This is a genomic window from Stagnimonas aquatica, from assembly GCF_003730135.1.
Lineage (GTDB): Bacteria > Pseudomonadota > Gammaproteobacteria > Nevskiales > Nevskiaceae > Stagnimonas > Stagnimonas aquatica.
In genome coordinates this window covers 608,683-633,770 of the sequence record NZ_RJVO01000001.1, presented here as the reverse complement: position 1 = coordinate 633,770, position 25,088 = coordinate 608,683, and the positions used below count along the sequence as shown (strand labels likewise).

At 68.7% G+C, this 25,088-nt stretch carries 26 protein-coding genes; 5 read left to right on the top strand and 21 right to left on the bottom strand.

All coding sequences use genetic code 11. From position 1 onward, the window contains the following. Window positions 1-74: 74 nt before the first annotated feature. From ED208_RS02810 to ED208_RS02785, 6 genes are all read right to left on the bottom strand, one after another. Window positions 75-1,682 carry an acyl-CoA carboxylase subunit beta gene (locus ED208_RS02810; protein WP_123210319.1) on the bottom strand — a complete coding sequence of 536 codons (1,608 nt, stop codon included), beginning with the start codon at window positions 1,680-1,682 and terminating at the stop codon, window positions 75-77. Between the two features lie 3 nt (window positions 1,683-1,685). After that, entirely contained in the window at window positions 1,686-2,273 is a 588-nt protein-coding gene (locus ED208_RS02805) for an acyl-CoA carboxylase biotin carboxyl carrier protein subunit (RefSeq protein WP_123210318.1), read from the bottom strand. A gap of 157 nt (window positions 2,274-2,430) precedes the next feature. After that, complete coding sequence (locus ED208_RS02800) at window positions 2,431-3,933, bottom strand: acetyl-CoA carboxylase biotin carboxylase subunit (RefSeq protein WP_123210317.1); 1,503 nt, start codon at window positions 3,931-3,933, stop codon at window positions 2,431-2,433. After that, the gene (locus ED208_RS02795) at window positions 3,930-4,643 is read right to left on the bottom strand and encodes a TetR/AcrR family transcriptional regulator (protein WP_123210316.1); all 714 of its coding nucleotides are present in this window, start codon (window positions 4,641-4,643) and stop codon (window positions 3,930-3,932) included. The genes ED208_RS02800 and ED208_RS02795 overlap by 4 nt, the downstream gene beginning before the upstream one ends. A 62-nt stretch (window positions 4,644-4,705) precedes the next feature. Then, complete coding sequence (locus tag ED208_RS02790) at window positions 4,706-6,550, bottom strand: acyclic terpene utilization AtuA family protein (protein ID WP_123210315.1); 1,845 nt, start codon at window positions 6,548-6,550, stop codon at window positions 4,706-4,708. A gap of 77 nt (window positions 6,551-6,627) precedes the next feature. Next, the gene (locus ED208_RS02785) at window positions 6,628-7,410 is read right to left on the bottom strand and encodes an enoyl-CoA hydratase-related protein (RefSeq protein ID WP_123210314.1); all 783 of its coding nucleotides are present in this window, start codon (window positions 7,408-7,410) and stop codon (window positions 6,628-6,630) included. 282 nt (window positions 7,411-7,692) lie between these two features. On the opposite strand from ED208_RS02785, the gene ED208_RS02780 reads away from it, so the two are divergent. Next, window positions 7,693-8,976, top strand: a complete 1,284-nt coding sequence (locus ED208_RS02780; protein ID WP_123210313.1) for an O-acetylhomoserine aminocarboxypropyltransferase/cysteine synthase family protein — start codon at window positions 7,693-7,695, stop codon at window positions 8,974-8,976. 67 nt (window positions 8,977-9,043) lie between these two features. Here ED208_RS02780 and ED208_RS02775 read toward each other — a convergent pair whose 3' ends face one another. Beyond that, on the bottom strand, window positions 9,044-9,268 hold the full coding sequence (locus ED208_RS02775) for an uL11 family ribosomal protein (RefSeq protein WP_158608400.1): 225 nt from the start codon (window positions 9,266-9,268) through the stop codon (window positions 9,044-9,046). Between the two features lie 467 nt (window positions 9,269-9,735). Between ED208_RS02775 and ED208_RS02770 the strand changes: the two genes are divergently transcribed. From ED208_RS02770 to ED208_RS02755, 4 genes are all read left to right on the top strand, one after another. Then, window positions 9,736-10,749, top strand: coding sequence for an enoyl-CoA hydratase/isomerase family protein (locus ED208_RS02770; protein WP_233574754.1), 1,014 nt, complete (start codon window positions 9,736-9,738; stop codon window positions 10,747-10,749). Window positions 10,750-10,752: 3 nt separating this feature from the next. Continuing rightward, the gene (locus ED208_RS02765) at window positions 10,753-11,376 is read left to right on the top strand and encodes an ACP phosphodiesterase (protein WP_123210311.1); all 624 of its coding nucleotides are present in this window, start codon (window positions 10,753-10,755) and stop codon (window positions 11,374-11,376) included. Further along, window positions 11,373-12,437 carry an NADH:flavin oxidoreductase/NADH oxidase gene (locus ED208_RS02760; protein ID WP_123210310.1) on the top strand — a complete coding sequence of 355 codons (1,065 nt, stop codon included), beginning with the start codon at window positions 11,373-11,375 and terminating at the stop codon, window positions 12,435-12,437. The genes ED208_RS02765 and ED208_RS02760 overlap by 4 nt, the downstream gene beginning before the upstream one ends. 91 nt (window positions 12,438-12,528) lie before the next feature. Continuing rightward, on the top strand, window positions 12,529-13,362 hold the full coding sequence (locus ED208_RS02755; protein ID WP_123210309.1) for an extracellular medium-chain-length polyhydroxyalkanoate depolymerase: 834 nt from the start codon (window positions 12,529-12,531) through the stop codon (window positions 13,360-13,362). 268 nt (window positions 13,363-13,630) lie between these two features. Here the strand turns inward: ED208_RS02755 and ptsP are convergent, their stop codons facing one another. The 14 genes from ptsP to ED208_RS02685 form a co-directional block, all read right to left on the bottom strand. Then, window positions 13,631-15,376: a phosphoenolpyruvate--protein phosphotransferase gene (gene ptsP / locus ED208_RS02750; RefSeq protein ID WP_123210308.1), complete on the bottom strand. Its 1,746-nt coding sequence runs from the start codon at window positions 15,374-15,376 to the stop codon at window positions 13,631-13,633. 117 nt (window positions 15,377-15,493) lie between these two features. Beyond that, window positions 15,494-15,769, bottom strand: a complete 276-nt coding sequence (locus tag ED208_RS02745; protein ID WP_123210307.1) for an HPr family phosphocarrier protein — start codon at window positions 15,767-15,769, stop codon at window positions 15,494-15,496. A gap of 11 nt (window positions 15,770-15,780) precedes the next feature. Further along, window positions 15,781-16,179 (bottom strand): PTS sugar transporter subunit IIA, encoded by a 399-nt coding sequence (locus tag ED208_RS02740; RefSeq protein WP_123210306.1) that lies wholly within the window; start codon window positions 16,177-16,179, stop codon window positions 15,781-15,783. Continuing rightward, window positions 16,179-17,057 carry an RNase adapter RapZ gene (gene rapZ / locus ED208_RS02735; protein ID WP_233574753.1) on the bottom strand — a complete coding sequence of 293 codons (879 nt, stop codon included), beginning with the start codon at window positions 17,055-17,057 and terminating at the stop codon, window positions 16,179-16,181. The genes ED208_RS02740 and rapZ overlap by 1 nt, the downstream gene beginning before the upstream one ends. Beyond that, window positions 17,054-17,884 carry an HPr kinase/phosphorylase gene (locus ED208_RS02730; RefSeq protein WP_123210305.1) on the bottom strand — a complete coding sequence of 277 codons (831 nt, stop codon included), beginning with the start codon at window positions 17,882-17,884 and terminating at the stop codon, window positions 17,054-17,056. Before ED208_RS02730 ends, rapZ begins: the two co-directional genes overlap by 4 nt. Before the next feature lie 15 nt (window positions 17,885-17,899). Next, entirely contained in the window at window positions 17,900-18,352 is a 453-nt protein-coding gene (gene ptsN / locus ED208_RS02725) for a PTS IIA-like nitrogen regulatory protein PtsN (protein WP_123210304.1), read from the bottom strand. A gap of 117 nt (window positions 18,353-18,469) precedes the next feature. Further along, window positions 18,470-18,793 carry a ribosome hibernation-promoting factor, HPF/YfiA family gene (hpf, locus tag ED208_RS02720; protein ID WP_123210303.1) on the bottom strand — a complete coding sequence of 108 codons (324 nt, stop codon included), beginning with the start codon at window positions 18,791-18,793 and terminating at the stop codon, window positions 18,470-18,472. 123 nt (window positions 18,794-18,916) lie between these two features. Then, window positions 18,917-20,389: an RNA polymerase factor sigma-54 gene (locus tag ED208_RS02715; RefSeq protein ID WP_123210302.1), complete on the bottom strand. Its 1,473-nt coding sequence runs from the start codon at window positions 20,387-20,389 to the stop codon at window positions 18,917-18,919. Window positions 20,390-20,475: 86 nt separating this feature from the next. Next, window positions 20,476-21,216 carry an LPS export ABC transporter ATP-binding protein gene (gene lptB, locus ED208_RS02710; protein ID WP_123210301.1) on the bottom strand — a complete coding sequence of 247 codons (741 nt, stop codon included), beginning with the start codon at window positions 21,214-21,216 and terminating at the stop codon, window positions 20,476-20,478. Next, entirely contained in the window at window positions 21,213-21,755 is a 543-nt protein-coding gene (gene lptA, locus ED208_RS02705) for a lipopolysaccharide transport periplasmic protein LptA (protein ID WP_123210300.1), read from the bottom strand. Before lptA ends, lptB begins: the two co-directional genes overlap by 4 nt. Further along, window positions 21,739-22,290, bottom strand: coding sequence for an LPS export ABC transporter periplasmic protein LptC (lptC, locus tag ED208_RS02700; RefSeq protein ID WP_123210299.1), 552 nt, complete (start codon window positions 22,288-22,290; stop codon window positions 21,739-21,741). The genes lptA and lptC overlap by 17 nt, the downstream gene beginning before the upstream one ends. Window positions 22,291-22,296: 6 nt before the next feature. Continuing rightward, window positions 22,297-22,812, bottom strand: coding sequence for a KdsC family phosphatase (locus ED208_RS02695; protein WP_123210298.1), 516 nt, complete (start codon window positions 22,810-22,812; stop codon window positions 22,297-22,299). Beyond that, a complete protein-coding gene (locus ED208_RS02690; RefSeq protein ID WP_123210297.1) occupies window positions 22,812-23,783 on the bottom strand; it encodes a KpsF/GutQ family sugar-phosphate isomerase in 972 nt (323 codons plus the stop codon). The genes ED208_RS02695 and ED208_RS02690 overlap by 1 nt, the downstream gene beginning before the upstream one ends. A 35-nt stretch (window positions 23,784-23,818) precedes the next feature. Beyond that, complete coding sequence (locus ED208_RS02685) at window positions 23,819-25,042, bottom strand: RsmB/NOP family class I SAM-dependent RNA methyltransferase (RefSeq protein WP_123210296.1); 1,224 nt, start codon at window positions 25,040-25,042, stop codon at window positions 23,819-23,821. Window positions 25,043-25,088: the final 46 nt, after the last annotated feature.

Here is a 25,088-nt window from a genome sequence, read left to right as displayed (position 1 = left end):
TGTTCGGCCTCCAATCTTGGATAAGGACGACGAGAGTGAGCGCCCATCAAGACTCGCCGCAATTGGCTCCGGCCTTACATCCGGAACACCCCGTAACGCGGATCGCCGATGGGCGTATTCAGCGCCGCCGAGATCGCGATGCCGAGCGCATTGCGGGTATCCACCGGATCGAGCATGCCGTCGTCCCAGATTTCGGAGGTGGTGTACCAGGCGCTCTGCTTGCGCTTGAACTCGCCGAGCACCGGGTCGCGGATGGCGTCGATGTCGGCCTGGCTGAGCTGTTTGCCCTGCTTGGCGAGCTGGCGGATCTTCACGTCCGCCAGCGTGTTGGCGGCCTGTTCGGCGCCCATCACGCTGGTCTGCGACTGCGGCCAGCTGAACAGGAAGCGGCTGTCGAAGGCGCGGCCGCTCATGCCGTAGTTGCCGGCGCCGAAGCTGCCGTGGCACATCACGGTGAACTTCGGCACCTCGCAGTTGCTGACCGCCATGATCATCTTGGCGCCGTCCTTGGTGATGCCGCGGCGCTCGTATTCCTTGCCGACCATGAAGCCGGTGATGTTCTGCAGGAAGATGATCGGCGTGCGCGCCTGGTTGCAGAGCTCGATGAAGTGCGCGCCCTTCAGCGCGCTGTCGTTAAAGAGCACGCCGTTGTTGGCGAGGATGCCGACCTTGTAGCCCCAGAGATGCGCGTAGCCGCAGATCAGGGTCTTGCCGTAATTGGGCTGGTATTCGTGGAAGCGCGAGCCGTCGACCAGGCGCGCGATCACTTCCTTCATGTCGAACTGCGCCTTGATGTCGCGCGGCAAGATTCCATACAGCTCGCGGCCGTCGTAGTAGGGCGACTCCGGCGCCTGCCATTCGATGTGCGATTTCTGGGGACGCTTGAATTGCGCGACGATGTCGCGGGCGATGGCAATCGCTTCTTCCTCCGAGCCGGCCGGGTAGTCGGCAGTGCCGGAGACGCTGGTGTGCATGTCGCAGCCGCCGAGTTCATCGACGCTGACGTCCTCGCCGGTCGCCGCCTTCACCAGCGGCGGGCCGGCGAGAAAGATCGCGCCGGTGCCGCGCACGATCACGTTGTAGTCGGAGAGGCCCGGCACATAGGCGCCGCCCGCCGTGCAGTGGCCGAGCACCACCGAGACCTGCTGCACGCCCATCTTCGAGAGCATGCACTGGTTGCGGAAGATGCGGCCGGCCATGTACTTGTCGGCGAATAGATCGGCCTGCAAGGGCAGGAAGCCGCCGGCGGAGTCGCAGAGGTGCACCACCGGCAGGCGGTTCTCGATGGCGATGTCGAGCGCGCGCACGGTCTTCTTCACCGTCAGCGGATACCAGGCGCCGCCCTTCACACTCGCGTCACCGGCGTTGATGACCACTTCGCGGCCGGAGACGATGCCAATGCCGGTGACGCAGGCCGCGCCCGGCACCTCGCCGTCGTAGGCCTCGTTGGCGGCCAGCGAGGACAGCTCCATGAACGGCGTGCCCGGGTCGAGCAGCAGCTCCAGTCGCTCGCGCACCAAGAGCTTCTTCTGCTGGCGCAGGCGGTCGATGTCGCGCTGCGGACGCCGGTGGCGGACGGCTTCCTGCTTGGCCTTGAACTCTTCGGCAAGACGGCGGTTGTGCTCGGCATTGGCCTGGAAGTCGGCGGACGCGGTGTTGAGTTTGGATTCGATGCGTTTCATGGCTTAGCTCCTTCCCCCGCTCGCGGGGGAAGGTTGGGATGGGGGCGTTTTCTTGGGGGTCGAACCGCCCCCACCCTGGCCCTCCCCCGCATCGCGGGGGAGGGAAACCAGAGACAGCAACAGCGCATCGCGGTCGAAGGTCTGCGCTTTTTCGTAAGTGACGACGGCGACCACGCCGTCGCGCGGCGCGGCGATGGTGGTTTCCATCTTCATGCTCTCCATCACCAGCAGGGTCTGGCCCTTGGTCACGGCATCGCCGGGCTTGACCGAGACGCTGACGATGCTGCCCGGCATCGGCGCCCGGATGTGGTCTTCGGCGCTGCCGCCGCCGGCCGCCGCGAGACGATCCAGCGGATGGCGGTAGCGGAGCTGGTAGGCCTCGCCGTCGAAATGCACGAAGACATCGTCGCCGCGCGTGGCGATCACGACCTCGAGGTGGCGCTCGCCGACAGTCAGCCAGGCGCGGCCGTCGGCGCCGGTCTTGAGATCGACATTGAGCACCTGCTCGCCGAAGTGCAGACGGTAGGCGCTGGCGGAGCGCGACAGCGCGGTGTTGTGCTCGGCATCGCCGAGCTTGAAGGCGTGTTGCATTTAGAGGCTCCCCCTCTCTCCCGACCTCTCCCCCACGAGGGGGGAGAGGAGACAAACAACCGCGAGGCCGCGCCCCTCGTCTCCCTCCCCCCTCGTGGGGGAGGGATTAAGGGAGAGGGGGGCGAGCGCATCGCGCGAGTGCTTCTGATGCTTCATATCAATTCCTCCAGCCGCCCATGGCGGCATGCATGTCCGGCACTGCGTCGGCGATGTCGCGCATAGGCCGGGTGCTCAGCGCGGAAGCGGCGAGCAGGGCTTGCAAGGTGCCGCCCGGCAGCTCCGGCTCGGCGGCAATCTGCGGGTTGGCGTCGAGAAAACCGGTGTGCACATCGCCACTGACGAAGGCCGGATGGGCGATCAGCCGGCGCAGGAAGGCGGTGTTGGTCTTGCAGCCGAGCAGCACGGTGTCGCGCAGCGCGGCGTCGCCCTTGGCGATGGCGTCGGCGCGGTCGCTGCCGGTGACGATCAGCTTGGCGATCATCGGGTCGAAGGCCGAGGTCACCTCGCCGCCCTGGAGGATGCCGCTGTCCCAGCGCACGCCCTCGCCCTGCGGCGGATGCAGCACCAGCACCGGGCCGGTGGTGGGCGTGTAGCCGCGCGCGGCGTCTTCGGCGTAGATGCGGAACTCGATGGAATGGCCCTTGGACTTCACATCGCCCTGGCCAAAGCCGAGCTTTTCGCCAGCGGCGACACGCAATTGCTGCAGCACCAGGTCGATGCCGGTGATCTGCTCGGTGACCGGGTGCTCGACCTGCAGGCGGGTGTTCATTTCGAGGAAATAGAACTCGCCCTGCTGGCCGAAGATGAACTCGACCGTGCCGGCGTTGCGGTAGCCAATGGAGCGGGCGATGCCGGCGGCGGTCTCGCAGATCTTCTCGCGCAGCTCGGGGCTGAGCGCCGGCGAGGGGGTTTCCTCGACGATCTTCTGGAAGCGCCGCTGCACCGAGCACTCGCGCTCGAACACGTGCACGACACCGCCCTGGCCGTCGCCCAGCACCTGCACCTCGATGTGGCGCGGGTTCTCGATGTAGCGCTCGCAATACAGACGACCGTCGCCGAAGTAGCGCTGACCCTCGCTGCGGCCGCGCTCGATCTCCTGCTCCAGCAGGGCGAGGTCGCGGACGATGCGCATGCCCTTGCCGCCACCGCCGGCGCTGGGCTTGATCAAGAGCGGCGCGCCGACCTTGCGCGAGCGCTCGACGAAGGTCTTGGGATCGTCGTCCTCGATGGCCGAGGGCGCGACCGGAAAGCCGGCCTTCTCGACGAAGTTGCGCGCGCGCACCTTGTCGCCCATCAGGTCGATCTGCTCCGGCGTCGGGCCGATGAAGCGGATGCCGGCCGCCTCGACAGCCTGGCAGAAGCCCTTGTTCTCGGAGAGAAAGCCGTAGCCGGGGTGGATCGCGCCGGCGCCGCTGGCTTTCGCGGCGGCGATGATCTGCGCGCCGTCGAGGTAGCTGGCGACCGGCGTGGCGCCGGTGATCTCGATGGCCTCATCGGCCATCTTCACTGCGGCGGTGCCGCGATCCGCCGCGTGGTAGACGACGATGCCCTTCAGGCCGAGCTGCTGCACGGTGCGCAGCACGCGCACCGCGATCTCGCCACGGTTGGCGACCAGCACCGACTTGAACGGCCATTGTGAGGTATCGGGGACTGCACTCATGCACTGGCTCCGCGCGGAATGTCCTCGCCCCGGATCGGGGCGGAGGAGGGATGGGAATGACGGACTGCGATGCCCTCGCAGACCAGGGTGGTGAGCTGTTCGGCCAGGCTGTCGATGTCGAGCGCCCCGCGTCCGCAGACGTTGCGACCGTTCTTGACGGTCGCGTTCATGATGTAGGCCCAACTGTGGTGTTCGATTCCGCCATAGACCAGCGAGCGCAGCAGTGGCGCCGGCAGGTCGGCGCGGAACTCGCCGCCGGCGATGCCGGCCTCGATCACATCGACCAGCAGCTGGGTATAGCGACGGTTGAGGTCGTGCAGCAGGGAGCCACGGTAGTCGTGCTCGGACTGCACTTCCCGGAACATCAGTCGGCACAGGCGCGGAAAGTCGCGCACTGAGCGCAGGTGACGCCAGATCAACAGGTGCAGGCGCGCACGGTGGCTGGACTGCCCGGCGAGGTCGCGGGCGTAGTCCCCGAACATCTCCTCGTACCAGTACTCCAGCACCTTCAGCAGCAACTCGCGCTTGGTGGCGAAGTACTTGTAGATGGTGCCCTCGACCACGCCCAGCTTGAGCGCGATCTCGGCGACGGCGGTCAGCTCGTAACCCTTTTCGCAGAACAAGTCGCGGGCGGCCAGCAGGATCTCGTCCACGCGCTGCTCGCGCGCCAGGCGCGGGGCATGTACGCGGGCGGGCTTGGCGCTGCTCATGGGCTTTGACTCCCGCCCCCGCTTGCGGGGGAGGGTTGGGGTGGGGGCGTTTGGCGTAGCACCTAACCGCCCCTCTCCCGACCTCCCCCCGCTTGCGGGGGGAGGAGATGGGCCGGAATCTGCACGGCGAAATCCATCAGGATCTGCGCCATCATCTTGCCCTGCGGGTCGTAGCGCAGGCTGGCCATGCCGCCGCCGCCGAGCGCGTTGTGGAGCAGAAAGTTGAAGCCACTCAGGCCCGGAATCTCGAAGCGCTCGACCTTGCTCGGCATGTAGTGCGCGAAGTAGGCGGCGACTGCTTCCGGCGTGAGCTGGGCGCGCAGCAGCGGCAGAAACTCGGGCTTGCGAGCGAGCACGCCGATGTTGGCGGCATCGCCCTTGTCGCCGCTGCGGCCGTAGGCGAGGGCGATCAGGGGAACCGACACACTCCCCGCTTCTTGTGCGCTCAGTCCCCTCTCCCCTTGTGGGAGAGGGGGCGGGGCGCTCTCGGGTGAGGTCTCCACCTGCGCTTCGCGCACGCCCCCCTCTCCCCGCCCCTCCCCCGCGAGGGGGGAGGGGGAAAAACTCTGTCCATCCACCTCGATGGAAACAGCCGTCTTCGGCACCAGGCAGGAGAACAGCCGCACCAGCGGTGTGGGCGAAGGCCGGCCGCCGGAAAAGCCGGTGATGCCCTGCGCCATCGCCGTCGCCGGCGGAATGAACTCGCGGCCGAAGATTTCCAGTGCGTTCTTGTCGGCGTGGTGCACCGACAGCTTCAGGATCACCTCCCGCGTGTCGCGGCGGCGGGCATTCGCCCCCCAGTTGGCCTCGCTACCCAGCACCTCGATGTCGGTACGCAGGTAGTCGGCGAGCCCGCGCTTGGTCATCAGCGCGCGGGTGCGCTTGAGGATGGCGGCGGCGACGGCCTCGGCCTTCGCCACCGCATCGACGCCACCGATCATCATCGTGCCGGTGCTGCGGAAGCCGTCCTGGTAGGTCGCCGAGACCTTGTAGTGCGTGGTCGGCGCACGGCCCTTGGCACCACGGACTTCAACGCGGTTGTCGCCGAGCTGGGTGAGCTTCAGCTCGCGCCAGTCGCAGACCACGTCCGGCAGGATGTAGCTGGCCGGGTCGCCGATCTCGTAGACGATCTGTTCGGCCACGGTCTCCGGCGTGACGCGGCCGCCGGTGCCGACCGGCTTGGTGGCGACGAAGCTCCCGTCCGGCTTGCAGATGGCGATGGGAAAGCCCATGCGGTCCCAGTCGGCGCTCACCAGTTGCCAGTCGGTGCTGACGCCGCCGGTGGCCTGGGCGCCGCACTCGATCACATGGCCGGCGAGACTGCCGGCGGAAAGCTGGTCGTAGTCGGTCGCCTGCCAGCCGAACTCGTGGATCAGGGGGCCGAGCACCACCGCGCTGTCAACGCAGCGGCCGGTGAGCACGATGTCGGCGCCGCCATCCAGCGCCTGGGCGATGGGGAAGGCGCCGAGATAGGCGTTCATGCTCCACAGCTTGGCGGGCAGGGTCTCGCCGCTGAACATCTCTTTCGTGTCGGCAAACTCGGCGGCGCGCGGCAGCAGGTCATCACCGGTGATGATGGCGACCTTCAGATCAATGCCCTTCTCGCGCAGCTTGTCCTCGATGGCCGCCTTGCAGGCCTGTGGGTTGACGCCGCCGGCATTGGTGACGACCTTGATGCCGCGCTCCTTGAGCTTCGGCGCCAGCGCCGCGACCAGCGAGGGGAAATCGGTGGCGTAGCCGGCGGCCGGGTCCTTGGCCCGGGCGCGTGCCAGGAGGCTCATGGTGATCTCGGCCAGGTAGTCGAGCACTAGGTAGTCGATCTCGCCGGAGTCGACGAGCTGCTTTGGGCCTTCGGCCGAGTCGCCCCAGAAGCCGGCGCCACAACCAATACGAACCTGTTCTCTCATTGCCAATTTCCTTTGCATCGTAGGGTGGGCTTCAGCCCACGCGTCGCTGGTCCGGTGGGCTTAAGCCCACCCTACGTTCACGTCCCTGTGAAGTTCGGCGCACGCTTTTCCTGGAAGGCCGCCATGCCTTCCTTCGCGTCGTTGGTGCTGGACATCACCGGCACCATCGCCTGCGCATACTCCAGCGCCTCGCGCAGGCCCATGTCGCGGGTGGCGTTGAAGGCCTGCTTGCCGAGCCGGATCGCGGTCGGCGACTTGTCGGTGATGCGCGCCAGCAACCAGTCAAGCTTGCTGTCGAGTTCGGCGCGCGGCACTAGGTAGTTGAGCAGGCCCCAGTCGTAGGCTTCCCGCGCGCTGAACTGCTCGCCGGTGATGCACATCTCCTGCAACTTGCGCGGCGGCAGCACGCGCAGCATGTAGGGCAGGATCATCATCGGCGTCACGCCGATCTTCGATTCGGTGGTGCCGATGCGGATGTCGTCGGCGGCAATCGCCATGTCGCAGGCGCAGAGCAGGCCGAAGCCGCCCGCCATCGCATGGCCATTCACCCGCGCGATCACCGGCAGGGTGCATTCCTGCAGGCGCTTGAACAGATCGACGATGTAGTGCTTGGGCCGCGAGAAGTCGACCGCGAAGGCAAACCCCTTGGTGCCCTTGGCGAGATCGGCGCCGGCGCAGAAGGCCTTGTCGCCGGCCCCGGTGATGACGATGGCTTTCACCTCGCCGCCCTCGACCGCCTCCTTGATGCCGCGATCAATGGTGCGGACCACGTCCTCGTTGAGCGCGTTCCGGCGCTCTTCGCGATTGATGATGATCCACTGCACAGCGCCACGGCGCTCGATCAGGACTTGCTCGGACATTCGCAGGCTCTCCTTCAGAGTGGCTGCAAGCCTGAGGCAAGCCTGGTGAGTCGGCCTCACCCATTTATGGGAGCCGCCGGCGGCGCAGTGGATGGCGCGTTGCGGGCAGCCGTCCGCGGCTGATCCCGAGCGGGACTGAGCAAAGACAAAATCGGTCTAGTGGACTGCATAGGCATTCAGGTCGATGGACGCTTAGAGTGCGGCGCTCCCCGAGGTTCGGGGCGGTGGCTCCTGCCTTCGCAGGAGCCGGTTTTCTTCACGACCGCAGGCCCAGTGACGACCATGTCGAACCCGCACAAGTTTGAAACCCTCGCCGTCCACGCCGGCTACAAGCCGGACCCGACCACCCACGCGGTGGCGGTGCCGATCTACCAGACGGTGGCGTTCTCCTTCGACGACACCCAGCACGGCGCCGATCTCTTCGATCTGAAGGTGGCCGGCAATATCTACAGTCGCATCATGAACCCGACCAACGATGTGCTGGAGCAGCGGCTGGCCGCGCTCGAAGGCGGCATCGCGGCGCTGGCGCTGGCCTCGGGGCAGGCGGCGGTGACCTATGCGATCCAGACCATCGCCCGCGCCGGCGACAACATCGTCTCGGCCAGCACCCTCTACGGCGGCACCTACAACCTGTTCGCGCACACCCTGCCGCAGTTCGGCATCGAGGTGCGCTTCGCCGATCCGCGCGCGCCGGAAAGTTTCGCCGGCCTGATCGACGCGCGCACCAAGGCGTTGTTCGTGGAGTCGATCGGCAACCCGCTGGGCAACATCACCGACATCGCCGCGCTGGCCAAGATCGCGCACGCCGCCGGGGTGCCGCTGATCGTCGATAACACGGTGGCCACGCCCTATCTGCTGCGACCCTTCGAGCACGGCGCCGACATCGTGATCCACTCGCTCACCAAGTACCTCGGCGGCCACGGCACCAGCCTGGGCGGCGCGATTGTCGATTCCGGCAAGTTCCCCTGGGCCGAGCACGCCGCGCGCTTCCCGCAGCTCAACGAGCCCGACCCCAGCTACCACGGCGTGGTCTACACCCAGGCCCTGGGGCCGGCGGCCTACATCGGCCGGGCGCGGGTGGTGCCGCTGCGCAATACCGGCGCGGCGCTGTCGCCGTTCAACGCCTTCCAGATCCTGACCGGCATCGAGACGCTGGCGCTGCGCATGGAGCGGATCACCGAAAACGCGCTGCGCGTGGCCAAGCATCTGCAGAGCCATCCGCGCGTGCGCTGGGTCAACTACGCCGGCCTGGCCGATCATCCCAGCCACGCGCTGGCGCAGCGCTACTTCGGCGGCCGGCCGTCGGGCCTGCTCACCTTCGGGGTGCAGGGTGGGCGCGAGGGCGGGGCGCGCTTCCAGGACGCGCTGCAGCTGTTCACCCGGCTGGTCAACATCGGCGATGCCAAGTCGCTGGCGGCGCACCCGGCCTCCACCACCCATCGCCAGCTCTCGCCCGAGGAACTGGTGAAGGCGGGCGTCACCGAGGACACCATCCGGCTGTCGATTGGCATCGAGCATATCGACGACCTGATCGCCGATCTCGACCAGGCGCTGGCGGCGGTTTAGTCAGCCCCGCTTCGTGCTGTGTCGGGGCACGCCAGGGGAGTGCTGCTCCCCTGGCGTGCCCGGCCTCTCAGGGCATGGTGACGAAGGTGTAGGAGTAGTCGTCGTAGATGGTCACCGTCGTTGCCAACAGCGTGCCGGGCAAGTAGCCGGTGCCGGTGGCGGCATTGAAGTCCTTGATGAAGGACTCGATGTTGACGCCGAAGGCCCCCAGCGCCGCCCCGAGGACTTCCGACAACCCCGCGTTGCCCGCGACCAGAACCAAGGTGACGATTCCCTGCACTTTTCTCGACATGCGCCCTCTCCGTTGAATGACCTTGCGGCCGGTTGATTCCATTCATGGAGATGGATCCGCGCAGCGGGGCCGTCGCCCGCGATGACGCCGACTCCGCAGACAGCGGCGGTCTGCCGGGGTGTGCAGCACTCCCGGCGCGTCACTACGACGATCCCCACAACCTGCCCGTTCTCGGGCGAATGCATCCCTTGCTGATTTTCTGGCTTCGTCGGTGTGACGAAGATTTTTTCCCGTGACCCAATCTAAGCGGGGTCGCGCGCGCATGGAAGCCCCTCCGGTATTTCAACGAGGCCGGGCCGAGTACCGCCCGCTGAGCCACCGCTCCTGTGTCGCGGCCTGGATCGGTGGCAAGCCGACCTGGCGCAGGTCGCTGCCGAGGCGCCCGCGCACCCGCTGATGTCGCTGCGCCTGTCATCGTGGCTCCGTCGGCGCGCTGTTCCGCAGACCGCCTGCATTAAGCTCGCGACATGTCCGATCCCCTGCCGATGCCGCCACTGACCTCCCTCGCCGAACTGGGTTTGCTGGCGCGGGATCCGGGCGCGCGCTCCGCGATCTCCGCGTTGGGCGGGACGCCCTTCCTGCTGCTGGACCTGACTGGCGACGCCGCGCACGCGCCGTACGCGGCGCTGCTGGACTGGCTGCGTGCGCTGCCGGGGCCAAGCATCGCGGTCGGCTCCGGCGATGGGCCCTGGGCGGCGGCCTGCGATGCCCGGGTGGCGACGCTGGCCGAAGCCGAGTCGCTGGTCGCGGGTATCCGCCGGACGCCGCTGGCCGCGACGGTACTGGTGCAGTTGCTGCGCGCCAGTGAGGGCCTGCCGCTGGAGGCGGCGCTGTTCGCCGAGTCGCTGGCCTACTCGACCTTGCAGACCGGACCGGAGTTCGGCGCCTGGCTGCGGACGCATCGCGCGCCGGAGCCCCTGCGGCACCGTGACCTCGGGCCGGCGGTGCTGATCGAACGCGAGAGCGGCGTGCTGCGCCTCAGGCTCAATCGCCCCAGCCTGCGCAACGGCATGAGCGTGGAGATGCGCGACGCGCTCATCGAGGCCCTGCAACTGGTATTGGCCGACGACAGCCTGGAGTCGGTCTCGCTGGGCGGCGAGGGCAAGTGCTTTTCCACCGGCGGTGATCTCAGCGAGTTCGGTACGGCGCCGGACCCGGCGACCGCGCATCTGGTGCGCAGCCTCGCCCTGCCGGGGCGCCTGCTGGCGGCCTGCGCGCCGCGCACGACGGTGCGTCTGCACGGCGCCTGCGTCGGCTCGGGCATCGAGTTTCCGGCCTTCGCCGGTCGGCTGGTGGCCACGCCGGACGCCTGGTTCCAGTTGCCGGAGCTGAAGTTCGGACTGATCCCCGGCGCCGGCGGCACGGTGAGCATCGCCCGCCGCATCGGCCGTCAGCGGCTGGCCGGCTGGGTCTTGTCCGGGCGGCGGATCGACGCCGCCACGGCGCTGGCCTGGGGCCTGGTCGATGCCATCGAGGACTGAGCGGTGAATTTTCTCGCCCACCTCTGGCTCGCCGACCAGACCGGCACCTCGCTCGCCGGTTCGGTGCTGGGCGATGTCGTGCACGGGGCGGAGCTCTCCGCCTATCCGCTAGAGATCGCCGAGGGCATCCGGCTGCACCGGCGCATCGACGCGCTGACCGACCAGCACCCGCGCAGCCTCGCCCTGCGCGCGGCCTGGCCGGACGGCGGCCGTCGCTACGCCGGCATCCTGCTCGATCTGGTCGCCGACTACGCGCTGGTGCAGGACTGGTCGCATTACTCGAACGAGCCGCTGGCGGCGTTCTGCGACCGCGCCGGCCAGGCCATCGAGGACGCCAGCGCGTGGTTCCTGCTCGCCGGTGGCCGCAGCAGCAGCGCTGCTGGTTTCGCCGCGCTGCTGCGCTCCTACGGCGAGCCGGCCGGCATCGATCTGGCGATCCGCCGCACCGCCGCGCGGTTGCGCAAGCCGGAGCCGCTGCTGGCGGCGGCGGCGCATTGGCCGGCCGCCGCCGAGGCGCTGCGGCCGCATCTCGCCGAGCTGCTCGCCGACCTGCGGCAGTCGGCGCTACAACTGCTCGCGCAGGGCCTGCGCGAGTCCCGCCCCTCTTCCCTGGAGACTGTCGTTTGAACCTGTTCGACCCATTCAAGCTGCGCGGACTGAGCCTGCGCAACCGCATCGCCGTCTCGCCGATGTGCATGTATTCCTGCGTCGATGGCCGGGTCAACGACTGGCATCTGGTGCATCTGGGCAGTCGCGCCGTCGGTGGTGCCGGCCTGGTGATCGCCGAGGCCAGCGCGGTGAGTCCCGAGGGCCGCATCTCGCCGGCCGACGCCGGGCTCTACCGCGAGGAACACGTCGCTGCCTGGGCGCCGGTCACCGCCTTCATCCGCGCTCAAGGCGCGGTGCCGGGCGTGCAGCTCGCGCATGCCGGCCGCAAGGCCAGCACCGCCGCGCCCTGGGAGGGCGGCCGGCCGGTCGGCGCCGAGGCCGGTGGCTGGTCGCCGCTGCTGGCGGCCAGTGCCCTGGCCTTCAACGAGGCCTCGCAAACCCCGCAGGCGCTGGACCTGGCCGGCATCGAAGCGATCAAGGCGGCTTTCGTGCAGGCGGCGCAGCGGGCCCTGGCCGCCGGCTTCGAGTTGGTGGAACTGCACGCGGCGCACGGCTATCTGCTGCACCAGTTCCTGTCGCCGCTCAGCAACCGGCGCGAGGACTTCTACGGGGGCAGCTTCGACAATCGCACGCGGCTGCTGCGCGAGATCGTGACGGCGGTGCGCGCGGTCTGGCCGGAGCGGCTGCCGCTGCTGGTGCGGCTCTCCGCCACCGACTGGGCGGATTCCGACGGCTGGGAGATCGAGCAGAGCATCGCGCTGGCACGGCAGCTCGGGGAGCTGGGCGTGGATCTGATCGATGTTTCCAGCGGCGGTACGCTGGCGCGCGCGACGATCCCGGTGGCGCCGGGTTTCCAGGTGCCGTTCGCGGCGCGTATCCGTCGGGAGGCGGGCATCGCCACCGCTGCGGTCGGTCTCATTACCGAGCCGGAGCAGGCGCAGCGGATCGTCGCTGCTGGCGAAGCGGATCTGGTGCTGCTGGCGCGCGAACTGCTGCGCGACCCCTACTGGCCCTACCACGCCGCCAAGGCCCTGGGCCAGGCGCTGGCGTCGCCGCCGCAGTATCAGCGCGCCTGGTGAACGACGGAGAAACGTGCAATCCGGTTCAGGTCCGGTGAAAATATGCGCAGCCAGCGCTCTTCGGTGCCGGCATGGTTTACCGGGAACTCCGATGCGCGCACGCCCTCTGCTGCTGATTCTGGCCCTGCTGGCTGCGCCGGTGGCGCAGGCGAGTTCGTCCTGCAAAGCCTCCAGTTTCCTCGGCATCGACAGCCTGCGCTGCCAATACCGCACCCAGCAGGTGCCGACCGGCGGGCTCGGAACCCGCACGGTGGAATACCAGCTGCCGGACGGCACGCCGCCCGCCGGCGGCTGGCCGGCGGTGCTCTGGTACCAGACCGGCGTCTTTCCCAACTACTGGAACGGCAATAGCACCATGCTCGCCGGCCTCCAGTACGAATCACAGCTGTTCGCCAAGTTGCTGGATGCCGGTTACGCGGTGATCGCGCCGACTGTCAACCAGGCGCGCCTGCTGCAGTATTGGGACACCAACGCCTACGGCGTCGATGTCAGCCAGCCCTACACCGATACCGAGGACTACCGGGTGCTGACTGCGGTGTTCGACGGTCTGGGTGCCGGCCAGTTCGGGCCAATCAACACCCGCCGGTTGTACGCCACCGGCATGTCCAGCGGCGGTTACAACACCTCGCGCATGGCCGTGAGCTTCCCGGGGCGGTTCCGGGCGCTGATCATCCAGTCGGCCTCCTACGCCACCTGCAATGGCAGCACCTGCACCTTGCCGGCGCAGCTGCCCGCCAATCATCCGCCGACGCTGTTCCTGCACGGGGCCGACGACAGCATCGTCCCGCCCGCCACCATGCAGCTCTACTACGACCGCCTGCGGGCGATGGGTGTGGAAGTTCGGCAGCGCCTGGAGCCGGGCGTGCGGCACTCGATCCTGCCTTCCGCGCCGCAGGAAGTGCTCGACTGGGTGCGCAGCCACTAGCCTTGGGTTTCGTCCCGCCATCGCGGGATTGGTCCGGGCGCACCACCGTGTCTATCTGGGAGCCACGGCTCGATGATCCGGCCCTGGGGTAGCGCTGTTGCGGACAAGGCCGGGCCGGCGCTGTCTCCGAATGGCGCGGGTCAGGCGCCCGTCGAACGCCGGCGTGTGCAGCCTCTGCGGGGACGATTATCCGGGGGGGCTGCCGGGCGCCGAGTTCCGGTCGGCCGGGCATCCAGGGCCGGGTGAGGCGCCGAATCAGGCGCCGCGTCTAGCGGCCAATCGCGGCGATCAGCGACTGCTGTTCCTCGACATCCGCCGAGGCCAGCATGCGCAGGGCCTTGGCGTGCAGTTCGCGCAGATCGGCGTCGAGTACCGCGCGCTTCACTTCCAGCACGTTGGCCGGGTGCATGGAAAACTCCTGCAGCCCCAGACCCAGCAGCAGCCGGGTGTAGCGCACGTCGCCGGCCATTTCACCGCACATGGTCACCGGGATGCCGGCGCGCACGCCGGCTTCGATGGTGCGCTGGATCAGTTGCAGCACCGCCGGGTGCAAAGGGTCGTAGAGGTAGTTCACCTCGTCGTCGACGCGGTCGATGGCGAGGGTGTACTGGATCAGGTCGTTGGTGCCGATCGAGAAGAAGCGCGCCACCCGCGCCAGCATCGGCGCGGCAAGCGCGGCCGCCGGCACTTCGATCATCGCGCCCACCGGCACGTCGTCGGCCAGCACCTGGCCTTCGCGCAGCAATTGCGCGCGCGCCGATTCGATCACCGCCAGTGCCTGCCGGAACTCGCCGACGCTGGAGATCATCGGCAGCATGATCTTCATCTGCCCGAAACGGCTGGCGCGCAGCAGCGCGCGGACCTGGGTGCGGAACAGCTCCGGCTCCTTCAGGCACAGGCGGATCGCGCGCAGGCCGAGTGCCGGGTTGTTGGGCGTGGGGCCGAGCCGCGCGCCGGAGTCGACCTGCTTGTCGGCGCCCAGGTCGAGCGTGCGGATCGTGATCGGCCCCTGCACCGCGCTGACCACCTTGGCGTAGGCGTCGTACTGCTCCTCCTCGCCGGGCAGGTCCTTGCGGTTCATGTACAGGAATTCGGTGCGGTACAGGCCGACGCCCTCGGCGCCCATGCCGGCCGCGTGGGCGGCGTCCTCGGGAAGCTCGATGTTGGCCAGCAGGCGGATCTTCACGCCGTCGCGTGATACCGGCGGCTGGTCGCGGATCAGGTCCAGCTGCGCACGCTCGGCGGCCAGGCGCTGCTGCTTGGCGCGGAAGAAGTCCAGTGCCTGGGCGTCGGGGTCGGCGAGGGCATGGCCCTGCTCGCCGTCGACGATGACCGTCTCGCCTTCGCGCAGCCAGCGGCGGGCGTCGCGCAGGCCGACGATGGCCGGGATGCCGAGGCTGCGCGCAAGAATGGCCGTGTGCGAGAGCGGACCACCGAATTCGGTGATGAAGGCCACCACCTGCTGCTGGCTGAGCAGGATGATGTCGGCCGGAGTGATGTCGTCGGCGACGATCACGGTCGGCTCGGCGATGTCGAATTTCGGCGCTCCCTCGGCCGGCGCACTCGGTTGCGCCTGCTTCATCAGCACCCGCTGGATGCGTGCGACGACGTGCTCGACATCGTCCTTGCGGGTCTTCAGATAGGGATCGTCCATCTGCTCGAACACCGCCACCAGCACATCGCGGCTCTTCTTCAGCGCTGCCTCGGCGTTGATCTGGTGGCTGCGGATGTTGGCGACGGTGGTATCGACGATGGAGCGGTCGTCCATCATCAGCAGATGGGTGTCGATGAAGGCGGCGATGTCGCCGGGCGTGCCGAGCGGAATCTGCTCGCGTACCGAGCGCAGTTCGTCGCGGGCGCGGCGCTGGGCGCCGTAGAACCGGGTGATCTCGTGCTCGATGTCGCCGGCCGCCAGCCTGCGTTCGGGAATCTCCAGATCGCTGGCGTGCAGCCGCAGTGCGCGGCCGATGGCAACGCCCCGCGAGACGCCGATGCCGTTGAGCCAGAGGCTCATGCCGGGCTCCGGCAGACGATTGCGGATTGCGGATGGCGGATGGCGGATTGACCGGCGTCGACGCGCGCCGGCTTTCCAATCCGCCATCCGCCATCCGCAATCCGCAATTGCTTCACCTCAGGCCTCCTCGCCAAACCGCTCGGCGATCAGCTGCGCCAGCTCGTCCAAAGCCTGCGGGGCGTCCTCGCCCTCGGCGATCAGGGTCACGGAACTGCCCTTGGCGGCAGCCAGCATCATCACTCCCATGATCGACTTGGCGGAGACCTCGCGGCCATCCTTGCGCAGACGCACGTCGGCGGTGAACTTGCTGGCCAGCGTCACCAGCTTGGCCGAGGCGCGCGCGTGCAGGCCCAGGCGGTTGACGATTTCGACCGTGCGTTCGAGGGCGGGCATGGGGATTCTCCTTAGGGGCGCGGGCAGAGGGTGACCCCGCGCTGGCCGCCTTCGATGGCGGCGGTGGCCAGCTTGTCCAGCGGCAGCTGCGGGTAATTGAAGACTTTCATCAGCATCGGCAGGTTGACGCCGGCCACCACCAGGCTGCGCTCGCTGCGCAGCGCGCCCAGCTTGTTGGCGATGTTGCTGGGCGTGGAGCCGTAGGCGTCGGTGAGCAGCAGCACGCCATCGCCGCTGTCGAGGTTGTCGAGCATGCGCTGGCCCTGCAGCAGCAGCGCCTCGTGCGATTGCACCCGCCGTACTTCCAGCACGTCGGCCTTGCTGGGCAGCTCGCCCATCATGTCGCGCAGGGTGTCGAGCAGGAAATGCCCGAGCTTGCCGTGGGTGACCAGGAGGATGCCGGCGGCCATCAGCCCAGATCCCGGTGCTTGACGATGACCTGGCCGAAGCGCTCGCGGAACTGCTGTCCCAGGGCTTCGACCAGATAGACGCTGCGGTGCTGGCCGCCGGTACAGCCGACGGCGATGGTGACGTAGGCGCGGTCCTGCTCCTGGAAGCGCGGCAGCCAGCTGGACAGGAAGCCGCCGACGTCGCGCTCGAAGTCGAGCACGCCGGCCTGGCCGCGCAGCCAGCCGGCGACGGCGGCATCGCGGCCGCTGAGCGGACGCAGGTTCGGATCCCAGTGCGGGTTGGGCAGGCAGCGGGCGTCGAACACGAAGTCGACGCCGTCCGGCACGCCGTTCTTGAAACCGAACGACAGGAACAGCACCGACAGCCGGCCGGCGCGTGCCTCCGGCAAGCGCCGGTGGATGGCCTCGCGCAGCTCGTGCAGGTTGAGGCCGGTGGTATCGAGCACGCTGTCGGCGGCGTCGGATACTGGTTTCAGCAGCCGCCGCTCGCGTTGCAGGGCCTCGACCAGGGAGGTCTCGGCGTCGGACAGCGGATGCTTGCGGCGGGTTTCGTTGTAGCGCTTCAGCAGCACCTGCTCGTCGCATTGCAGGAACAGCACGTCGACATCAATGTCGCGGCCGCGCAGTTCTTCGACACTGCGCGGGAAATCCTCGATTTCGGCCGGTGCGGCGCGGGCATCGACGCCGATGGCCACCCGGTTGTAGCGGGCATCGCCGCTGTGCAGGGCATGCACCAGCAAGGGCTCGATCAAGCCCAGCGGAATGTTGTCGATGCAGAACCAGCCGAGGTCTTCGTACTGGCGCAGCGCCACCGTCTTGCCGGCCCCGGACAGGCCGCTGACGATGGTGAGCTTCATGCGCGCGGGCGTCTCGCTCATGGCGTGGGCGGGTCGAGGATCTGCAGTTGTTGCCGGGCCTCGAAGGCGTCGGCGGCGTGGTATCCGGTGAGTCGCAGCCAGTGGTCGCGGCAGGCGGTTTCCACCATCGGGGCCAGATTATGCCCGAGGCCGCGCGCCAGGAAGATTTCCGGTACCGCGACCTCCAGCACCGTGCGCAGGGACCGACGGCCGCGCAGTCGCTCCTCGCCGGAAAAGCCCGGGCGCGGCGAGTCGTCGAGGTGGACGATCAGATCCAGGCGCTCGCGGGCCTTCACCGCGCCGGGGCCGTGGCAGCGACCGATGTCGAGCACGCCCAGGCCACGGGCCTCCATGAAGCCGGCCAGCAGGGGGCTGCTGCGGCCGACCAGCAGGTCCGCCGCGCGGCGCTGCAATTCCACCGCGTCGTCGGCGACCAGGGCGTGTCCGCGCGAAATCAGATCCAGCGCCAGTTCGCTCTTGCCGACGCCGGACGGCCCGGTGATCAGCACGCCCAGCCCGAGCACACTGAGGAACACGCCGTGCAGGGTGATGCCCGGTGAGGCGTCGGCGCAGGTCGCGCGCAGCCGCGCCAGCCGCTGCTGGGCGGCGGTTCCGGGATCTTGGTGCAGACCGATGCCAGCCTGCTGCCAGGTCGGCGCATCCAGGAGCGGGGCGCCACGGCAGCGATAGACCTCGCGGACGCCGGCGCTGGCCAGGTGTGCGGGCAACACTTCCCGGGTCTGGGCGTCGGCCTTGTGCCACCAGGCAGACGCCGCTTCGCCCAACACCAGGGTGCGGGCGGGGTGTACTGGATCGAACAGGCCGACGGCCGCCTGCGCAGCCGTCATGGTGCGTGCGCTGACTTAGCTGCGGCTGGTGACCAGCGCATAGAGCGCGGCATCGTCTGCCGCTGCCCGCGCCTGCTTGCAGAAAGCTTCGTCGGAGAACAGCTCGGCGATGGCGGCCAGATGCTTGAGATGGGTTTCGGTGGCCTGCTGCGGCACCACCAGGCCAAACAGCAGATCGACGGTCTGACCGTCATGGGCGTCGTAGTCCACCGGATGCTTGAGGCGGATCAGCGCGCCAATGCTGTTCTCGACGCCGCTCATGCGGCCGTGCGGGATGGCGACGCCATGGCCAAGGCCGGTCGAGCCCAGCTTCTCGCGCGAGGTGAGGCTGGTGAAGATTTCGGCGTCGGTGACCGTGCCGGCGCCCTTGGCGAGCAGCTTGCTCATTTCTTCCAGCGCGCGCTTCTTGCTGGTGACGGTGACGCCGGCGACGACGCGGCTGGCGGAGAGGATTTCAGCGAGTTTCATCGTGGGTCTTCCAGAAAGGCTTGTGGCAGGGCTCTATTGGCTCAGGCGCACATGATAGCGGTGCCGCCAACAAAAACGGGACGCTTGAGCGTCCCGTCCTTGGTCTAAGCGCCGGGCTCAGAGGCTGGCTTGGTGATGCACCACCTCGCTGGCGTGGTGGTCGCGGCGCTTGTCCTTGTGCTTGCGGGTCTGCTGGTCGAGCTTGTCGGCGAGCAGGTCGATGGCCGCGTAGAGGTCGCTGTGGATGGCCTCCGCATGCAGGGTGGCACCGGAACAACGGATCGTCGCCTCCGCCTTCTGCCGCTCTTTTTCCACCGAGAGGATCACCTGTGCGTCGATGAGGTGATCGAAGTGGCGTTCGAGTCGTTTCATCTTTTCCTTGGTGTACGCGCGGATCGGCGCGGTCAGGTCGAGATGGTGGCCGGAGATGGTGAGATTCATCGTTCACTCCTTCAGGTGGGTGCCCTACAAACCGGAGCCCCTGACGGTTCCTGCGCTTGGCGCAAAAGCGGTTCGTCAGTCGCCGCTGGCACAGCGGCTCACGAACCGGTTCTGCTTACTCGACTACAGCGGCCTCCTTTCGTGTGAGGGCGGAATGCCCAGGGCTTCCCGGTACTTGGCAACCGTACGCCGCGCTACTTGGATGCCCTCTTTCTGCAAGAGTTCGGCCAGAGTGGCGTCGGACAGCGGCTGGTTGGGCTGCTCGCCGGAGATCAGGCGCTTGAGCATGGCCTGGATGGCGGTGGCCGAGGCCACGCCGCCGCCGACCGTCTGCACATGGCTGGAGAAAAAGTGCTTGAGCTCGAACAGCCCACGGGGCGTGAGCAGGTACTTGTTGGCAGTGGCGCGCGATACGGTTGATTCGTGTATCCCCAGCTGACTGGCCACATCCCGCAACACCAGCGGGCGCATGGCTTCGTGCCCATATTCCAGAAAAGCGCGCTGCTCTTCAACTATGCATTGGGCAACCCGAAGTAGCGTATCGTTGCGGGATTGCAGGCTGTGCAGGAAGTAGCGGGCCTCCTGCAGATGCGTCTTCAGCGTCACCTGGTCGCGCGAACTGTCGGCGCGCTTGACCATCGCCAGGTAGTGCGGATTGATCCGCACCGAGGGCGAGGCCTCGCGGTTGAGGCTGACCTTCCAGCGGCCCTGGTGCTTGGTGACGAACACGTCCGGCTCGATGTAGTCGCTCTCGTGCGCCGCGTAGGGCCGGCCCGGATGCGGTTGCAGGCTGCGGATCAGCGCCAGCGCCACTTTCAGCTCCGCCTCGTCGTAACCCGAGGCGCGGCGCAGGGCGCCGAGATCGCGGCGGGCGATCAGCATCAGATGCTTGGCGACCAGGGCCAGTGCCGCCGCCCGGCCCGGGGTGTTGGCCGGCAGCAGGTGCAATTGCAGCGTGAGGCATTCGCCGAGATCGCGGGCGGCGACACCCGGCGGATCGAAGTCCTGCACCACCCGCAGCACCTTCTCGATCCGGCGCGGGTCCAGGCCCATGGTCTCGCGGAAATGCACGCAGGCCTCGTCCCAGTTCTCCAGGTAGCCGTCTTCGTTGACGGCGTCGATCAGGTAGTCGGCGACTTCGGCTTCCCATTCACTGAACGGCGCCAGCCGCGCCTGCCAGCGCAGGTGTTCCTGCAAGGTCTCGCTTTCGCGCAGGTTGGCGCGACGGAACTCGGCCAGGTCCTCTTCGTCCTCGCCGCCGCTCTCGCGGCTGGGGGCGGTGTCGTAGATGTCGCTCCAGTCGGCATCGACTGGCATCTCCTCGGGGATGTTGTCCTCGCTGACCCGCAGGTCGGAGACCTCGCCGGAGTCGTGATCTTCGCCGCCGCCATCCTGCGATTGCATCTCCGGCGCCAGGTCGTCCGGCGACTCGCCGGCAGCGTCCTCGTCCAGCTCTAGCATCACATTGGATTCGATGGCCTGCTGGATCTCCTGCTTCAGATCCAGGGTCGAGAGCTGCAACATGCGGATCGCCTGCTGCAAAGCCGGCGTCATGGTCAGCGCCTGACCGGTGCGCAGTCCTAGCGCCTGCCTCATGGGGTGTCCCTGTCCATCTTCATGGCCGCATTGTAACGGCGGTACAGGTTTTGCATGTCAAGCTCGGTGGGCCAGACTCCAGGCTGCTACAGCTTGAAGCCTTCGCCGAGGTAGACCCGCCGGACGGTGGCGTCTTCCAGAAGCTCGGCCGGCGAACCGCCGGCGATCACCCGGCCCTCGGCGAGGATGTAGGCGCGCTCACAGAGAGAGAGCGTCTCGCGCACGTTGTGATCGGTGATCAGCACCCCGATGCCGCGCGCCTTCAGGTGATGGACGATGGCCTGGATGTCGTGCACCGCGATCGGATCGACGCCGGCGAAGGGTTCGTCGAGCAGGATGAAGCGCGGATTCGCCGCCAGCGCGCGGGCGATCTCCACCCGCCGCCGCTCGCCGCCAGACAGACTCATGCCCAGGCCGTCGCGGATGTGTTCGATGTGCAGCTCGCCGAGCAGGCGTTCCAGTTCGGCCTTGCGGCCGGCGGCATCGAGGTCGTCGCGGGTTTCCAGGATCGCCAGGATGTTGTCGGCGGTGGACAGCTTGCGGAACACGCTGGCTTCCTGCGGCAGATAGCCGATGCCGCGCTTGGCGCGGGCGTGCATGGGCAGGCGGGTGATGTCCTCGCCGTCCAGTTCGACGCGACCGCCGTCGGCCGGGACCAGACCGACCACCATGTAGAACGAGGTGGTCTTGCCGGCGCCGTTGGGGCCGAGCAGGCCGACGATCTCGCCGGCCGCCACCTCCAGCGAGACATCGCGCACCACCGTACGCTTCTTGTATTGCTTGAGCAGATTGCGCGCGACCAGTCGCGCCGATGTCTGGGTGCTCATGGCTGCGGCGCCGGGCTGGACTTGTCCGGCTTCGGCGGGCTGATGGCGGCGCCCTCCTCCGGCACGTCGATGACGATCCGCACCTGACCGGCGTCGCCGCCGTCGGCCTGCACCCGCCGGCTCGGCACGTTGTAGCGCACCTTCTCGCCGTTGATCTCGTCCTTGCCGCGCAGCAGCCGGGCGCTGCCGGACAGCTCTACGTCCTGGTTGGCCGAGCGGTAGACGATGCGGCTGGCGCGCGCCTCCACCGGCAGCTCCGCCGGCGTCTCGCTGGCGTGCAGCAGGGACGCCGGCTCGCCGGTGAGGGTGATCTCGTAGGGCGCGCGGTTGCCGCCCGGCTGGCGCAGTTCCAGCCGGGCGCCGCGCAGTTCCAGGGTCTTGGACTTCATCAGCACGTCGCCGCTGTAGATCATCACCCCGTCCTGCCACTCGCCGCTCTTGGCGGTGATGGTGATCGGGCCGCTGGGACGCACCGGGCTCTGGGCCTGGGCCAGGCCGGCGGTCAGCGCCAGCAGCAGGAAACTAATCGCGTAGCGCATAGCGCATCTCCACTGAATTCAGTTGCAGCGAAGCGGCATTGAAAGGCGCGCTGAAGCTCCGCGCCGTGGCCGACCGCGACTCGCTTTCTATGGCGACCGGCTGCGCCGATTCAATGCGCTTGTGCTGATCGTCGATCCAGACCTGGCTCGCCGAGAGCTTCAGCGGCTCGCCGTCCGGCCAGCGGCCGAGGCCGGTGACCGGCGCCTGCAATTGCAGGCGCTGCTCGCCCACCGGCACCAGGCCGCGCGGCGATTGCAGCTGCCAGGGCGCCGCCAGACCGCTCAGCCCGCGCGCCTCGATGGTCTTCAGTTCCGCCGAGCCGTCGTCGAAGTAGTCGGCGTGGGCGGCGCTCAGGGCCAGCACCGGCTGCCCGGTTTCATCGGTGCGCAACAGCTTCAGCTGGTCGAGGCTGTAGCGCGGCGCAAAGCCCTGGGCGGCTTCCGCCACCGGATCGACCGGCGCGTGGAAGTCGCCGACCAGCAGCCAGGCCGACAGCGCCAAGGCCAGCAGGCCCAGCAGCAGGCGCGCGGCCATGCCGGATTAGTCCTTGCCCTGGCAGGCGAGGATGAAGTCCACCGCCTCGCGGATCGCGCCATCGCCGCCACGTGCCTGGCTGATCCAGTGCGCCGCCGCCTTGGCCTTGGGGTGGGCGTCGCCCGGCGCCAGCGCCAGGCCGACGCGCAGGAACAGTGGCAGATCGGGGACGTCGTCGCCCATGTGCGCGCACTGGGCATCGCTGATGCCGACGGTGTCGAGCAGCTTGCGGTAGGCCGGCAGCTTGTCCTCGGTGTTGAGCCAGATGTGCTTCACGTCCAGGAATTCCAGCCGCTTCTGCATGGCCACGCTGGGCCGCCCGGAGATCACCGCCACCTCGATGCCGTTCTTCATCAGCAGCTTGATGCCGAGGCCGTCGCGGACGTTGACCGCCTTGATCTCCTCGCCGTCGTGGGTGAGGTAGAGCTTGCAATCGGTCATCACGCCGTCGATGTCGAAGATCACGCAGCGGATCTGGCGGGCGCGCTCCTCGGCGCTCGGGGGCAGTGCGGGGGCGTTCATCAGACCACCCCGGCGCGCAGCAGATCCTGCAGGTGGATCACGCCGATCAGCCTGCCGGCGGCGTCGGTCACCATCAGCGAGGTGATCTTGGCGGCTTCCATCTTCTGCACCGCCTCGGCGGCCAGCGCACCGGCGGCGATGCGCTTGCCGCCCGGCGTCATCACCTGGGCGATGGGCACCGTGCGCACGTCCACGCCGCTGTCCAGCACCCGGCGCAGATCACCGTCGGTGAACACACCCTGGACCACGCCGTCGGCGTCGATCACCGCAGTCATGCCCAGGCCCTTGCGGGTCATCTCCAGCAGGGCGGCGGTGAGCGGCACCTCGCGGCTCACCTGCGGCAGGCGCTCGCCCTTCTGCATCAGGTTCTCGACGGTCAGCAGCAGGCGCCGGCCGAGCGCGCCGCCCGGGTGCGAGAAGGCGAAGTCCTCGGGGGTGAAGCCGCGCGCCTCCAGCAGCGCCACCGCCAGCGCATCGCCCATCGCCAGGGTGGCGGTGGTGCTGGCGGTGGGGGCGAGGTTGAGCGGGCAGGCTTCCTGTGTTACCGAGACATCCAGATGCGCGTCGCCGGCCTTGGCCAGGGTGGAGCCGGGCTTGCCGGTCATCGCGATCAGCGGCACGCCCAGGCGCTTGATCAGCGGCAGGATGGTCAGCACCTCGGCGGTTTCGCCGGAGTTGCTGATGGCGATCACCACGTCCTGGCGGGTGATCATGCCGAGGTCACCGTGGCTGGCCTCGCCGGGGTGCACGAAGAAGCTCGGCGTGCCGGTGGAGGCGAGGGTGGCGGCGATCTTGCCGCCGATATGGCCGCTCTTGCCCATGCCGGTCACCACCACCCGGCCCTTGCAGGCGAGCACGGCGGCGCAGGCGCGGGTGAAATCCGCACCGATCCGGGGGAGCAGCGCGGCGACGGCGTCGCGTTCGATTTCCAGCGTGCGGCGGGCGCTGGCGAGCAGGGTTTCGGAGTTCATGGGGTGGCTATTGTAGGCGCTCGCCCGGGCACCCCTCAGGCTGGCTGGCGTCGCAGCGGCGCGGCGAAGAAGCCGTCGCTGCCGTGCCGGTGCGGCAGCAGCCGCAGGCGCCGGTCGGCGCCCAGCAGGGCGGCCAGCGGCGGCCAGTGTTGGCCGGCGGCGGGGTCGGGGGCGTAGTCCGGATGCCGGGCGAGAAAGGCATCGACCACCGCCTCGTTCTCGGCGGCCAGCAGGCTGCAAGTCGCGTAGACCAGCCGCCCGCCCGGGCGTACCAGCCGTGCCGCGCGCTCCAGGATGGCCAGTTGCTGGCCGGCGAGCGCCGCCGTATCGACCGGGCGCAGGCGCAGTTCCGGGTTGCGCCGCCAGGTGCCGGTGCCGGAGCAGGGGGCGTCGACCAGTACCGCGTCGGCCTGCCCGACCAGATCGGGAAAGGGCTCGGGGTCGTCGGCGGCCAGCGGCCGGGCTTCGACGCCGGCCACGCCGGCCCGTTCCAGTCGGGGCGAAAGCCGTGCCAGCCGGCCGGTGGCGCTGTCGGCGGCGACCAGCCGGCCTCGGTCGCGCATGGCGGCGGCGAGCGCGAGCGTCTTTCCGCCCGCGCCGGCGCAGAAGTCGATCACCGTCTCGCCCGGCTGCGCCGCCACCAGCAGGGCCAGCAGCTGGCTGCCCTCGTCCTGCGGTTCGGCCAGGCCTTCGGCGAACACCCGCGCGCCGCTGGCAATGCGCTTGCTTAGCCGGATGCCCCAGGGCGAGAGCGGCGTCGCGGTCGCGGCGATGCCTTCGTCGGCGAGCTGCGCCAGCAGCGCGTCGCGGCCGAGCTTGAGCGTATTGGCGCGCAGGTCGGCCGGGGCTTCGCGGTTGAGTGCCTGGGCCAGCGCCCGGGTTTCGTCCTCGCCGTACTGTGCAAGGAATGCCGCGTGGATGGGCTCTGGCAGATTCGCCTCGGCGGCGGCCGAGACCGGCGCCAGTGCCGCAGCCGCCGGCAGCTCATACGCACTCGGGTCGGCGCCGAGGTCGGCGAGATGGCGCGCCAGCCAGGCGGCCGGTTCGGTGCCGGTCAGCACCTGCAGACGCAGCGCGTCGCGCAACACGCCGTAGACCAGGGCGCTGACCTGGGCGCGGTCGCGCTTGCCCATCTCGCGGTGGCTGCGGAACAGGGCGTCGAGGATCTGGTCGGCCGGGCGGCCGCCGCTGGCGATGTCGGCCAGGGCGGCGCGGGCGCGGGCCACGTGGGCGCGGCGGTAGGAGGGGGAGTCGCTCATCGCCGACAGTTTACGTGGCAGGTTGGACGCAGGCCGGCGTCCACGA

Bases quoted from the DNA above. Each gene is read 5' to 3' on its own strand.
- ED208_RS02810 (WP_123210319.1), bottom strand. From the start codon at position 1,682: ATGAAACGCATCGAATCCAAACTCAACACCGCGTCCGCCGACTTCCAG.
- ED208_RS02805 (WP_123210318.1), bottom strand. From the start codon at position 2,273: ATGCAACACGCCTTCAAGCTCGGCGATGCCGAGCACAACACCGCGCTG.
- ED208_RS02800 (WP_123210317.1), bottom strand. From the start codon at position 3,933: ATGAGTGCAGTCCCCGATACCTCACAATGGCCGTTCAAGTCGGTGCTG.
- ED208_RS02795 (WP_123210316.1), bottom strand. From the start codon at position 4,643: ATGAGCAGCGCCAAGCCCGCCCGCGTACATGCCCCGCGCCTGGCGCGC.
- ED208_RS02790 (WP_123210315.1), bottom strand. From the start codon at position 6,550: ATGAGAGAACAGGTTCGTATTGGTTGTGGCGCCGGCTTCTGGGGCGAC.
- ED208_RS02785 (WP_123210314.1), bottom strand. From the start codon at position 7,410: ATGTCCGAGCAAGTCCTGATCGAGCGCCGTGGCGCTGTGCAGTGGATC.
- ED208_RS02780 (WP_123210313.1), top strand. From the start codon at position 7,693: ATGTCGAACCCGCACAAGTTTGAAACCCTCGCCGTCCACGCCGGCTAC.
- ED208_RS02775 (WP_158608400.1), bottom strand. From the start codon at position 9,268: ATGTCGAGAAAAGTGCAGGGAATCGTCACCTTGGTTCTGGTCGCGGGC.
- ED208_RS02770 (WP_233574754.1), top strand. From the start codon at position 9,736: ATGTCCGATCCCCTGCCGATGCCGCCACTGACCTCCCTCGCCGAACTG.
- ED208_RS02755 (WP_123210309.1), top strand. From the start codon at position 12,529: ATGCGCGCACGCCCTCTGCTGCTGATTCTGGCCCTGCTGGCTGCGCCG.
- ptsP (WP_123210308.1), bottom strand. From the start codon at position 15,376: ATGAGCCTCTGGCTCAACGGCATCGGCGTCTCGCGGGGCGTTGCCATC.
- ED208_RS02745 (WP_123210307.1), bottom strand. From the start codon at position 15,769: ATGCCCGCCCTCGAACGCACGGTCGAAATCGTCAACCGCCTGGGCCTG.
- ED208_RS02740 (WP_123210306.1), bottom strand. From the start codon at position 16,179: ATGGCCGCCGGCATCCTCCTGGTCACCCACGGCAAGCTCGGGCATTTC.
- rapZ (WP_233574753.1), bottom strand. From the start codon at position 17,057: ATGAGCGAGACGCCCGCGCGCATGAAGCTCACCATCGTCAGCGGCCTG.
- ED208_RS02730 (WP_123210305.1), bottom strand. From the start codon at position 17,884: ATGACGGCTGCGCAGGCGGCCGTCGGCCTGTTCGATCCAGTACACCCC.
- ptsN (WP_123210304.1), bottom strand. From the start codon at position 18,352: ATGAAACTCGCTGAAATCCTCTCCGCCAGCCGCGTCGTCGCCGGCGTC.
- hpf (WP_123210303.1), bottom strand. From the start codon at position 18,793: ATGAATCTCACCATCTCCGGCCACCATCTCGACCTGACCGCGCCGATC.
- ED208_RS02715 (WP_123210302.1), bottom strand. From the start codon at position 20,389: ATGAGGCAGGCGCTAGGACTGCGCACCGGTCAGGCGCTGACCATGACG.
- lptB (WP_123210301.1), bottom strand. From the start codon at position 21,216: ATGAGCACCCAGACATCGGCGCGACTGGTCGCGCGCAATCTGCTCAAG.
- lptA (WP_123210300.1), bottom strand. From the start codon at position 21,755: ATGCGCTACGCGATTAGTTTCCTGCTGCTGGCGCTGACCGCCGGCCTG.
- lptC (WP_123210299.1), bottom strand. From the start codon at position 22,290: ATGGCCGCGCGCCTGCTGCTGGGCCTGCTGGCCTTGGCGCTGTCGGCC.
- ED208_RS02695 (WP_123210298.1), bottom strand. From the start codon at position 22,812: ATGAACGCCCCCGCACTGCCCCCGAGCGCCGAGGAGCGCGCCCGCCAG.
- ED208_RS02690 (WP_123210297.1), bottom strand. From the start codon at position 23,783: ATGAACTCCGAAACCCTGCTCGCCAGCGCCCGCCGCACGCTGGAAATC.
- ED208_RS02685 (WP_123210296.1), bottom strand. From the start codon at position 25,042: ATGAGCGACTCCCCCTCCTACCGCCGCGCCCACGTGGCCCGCGCCCGC.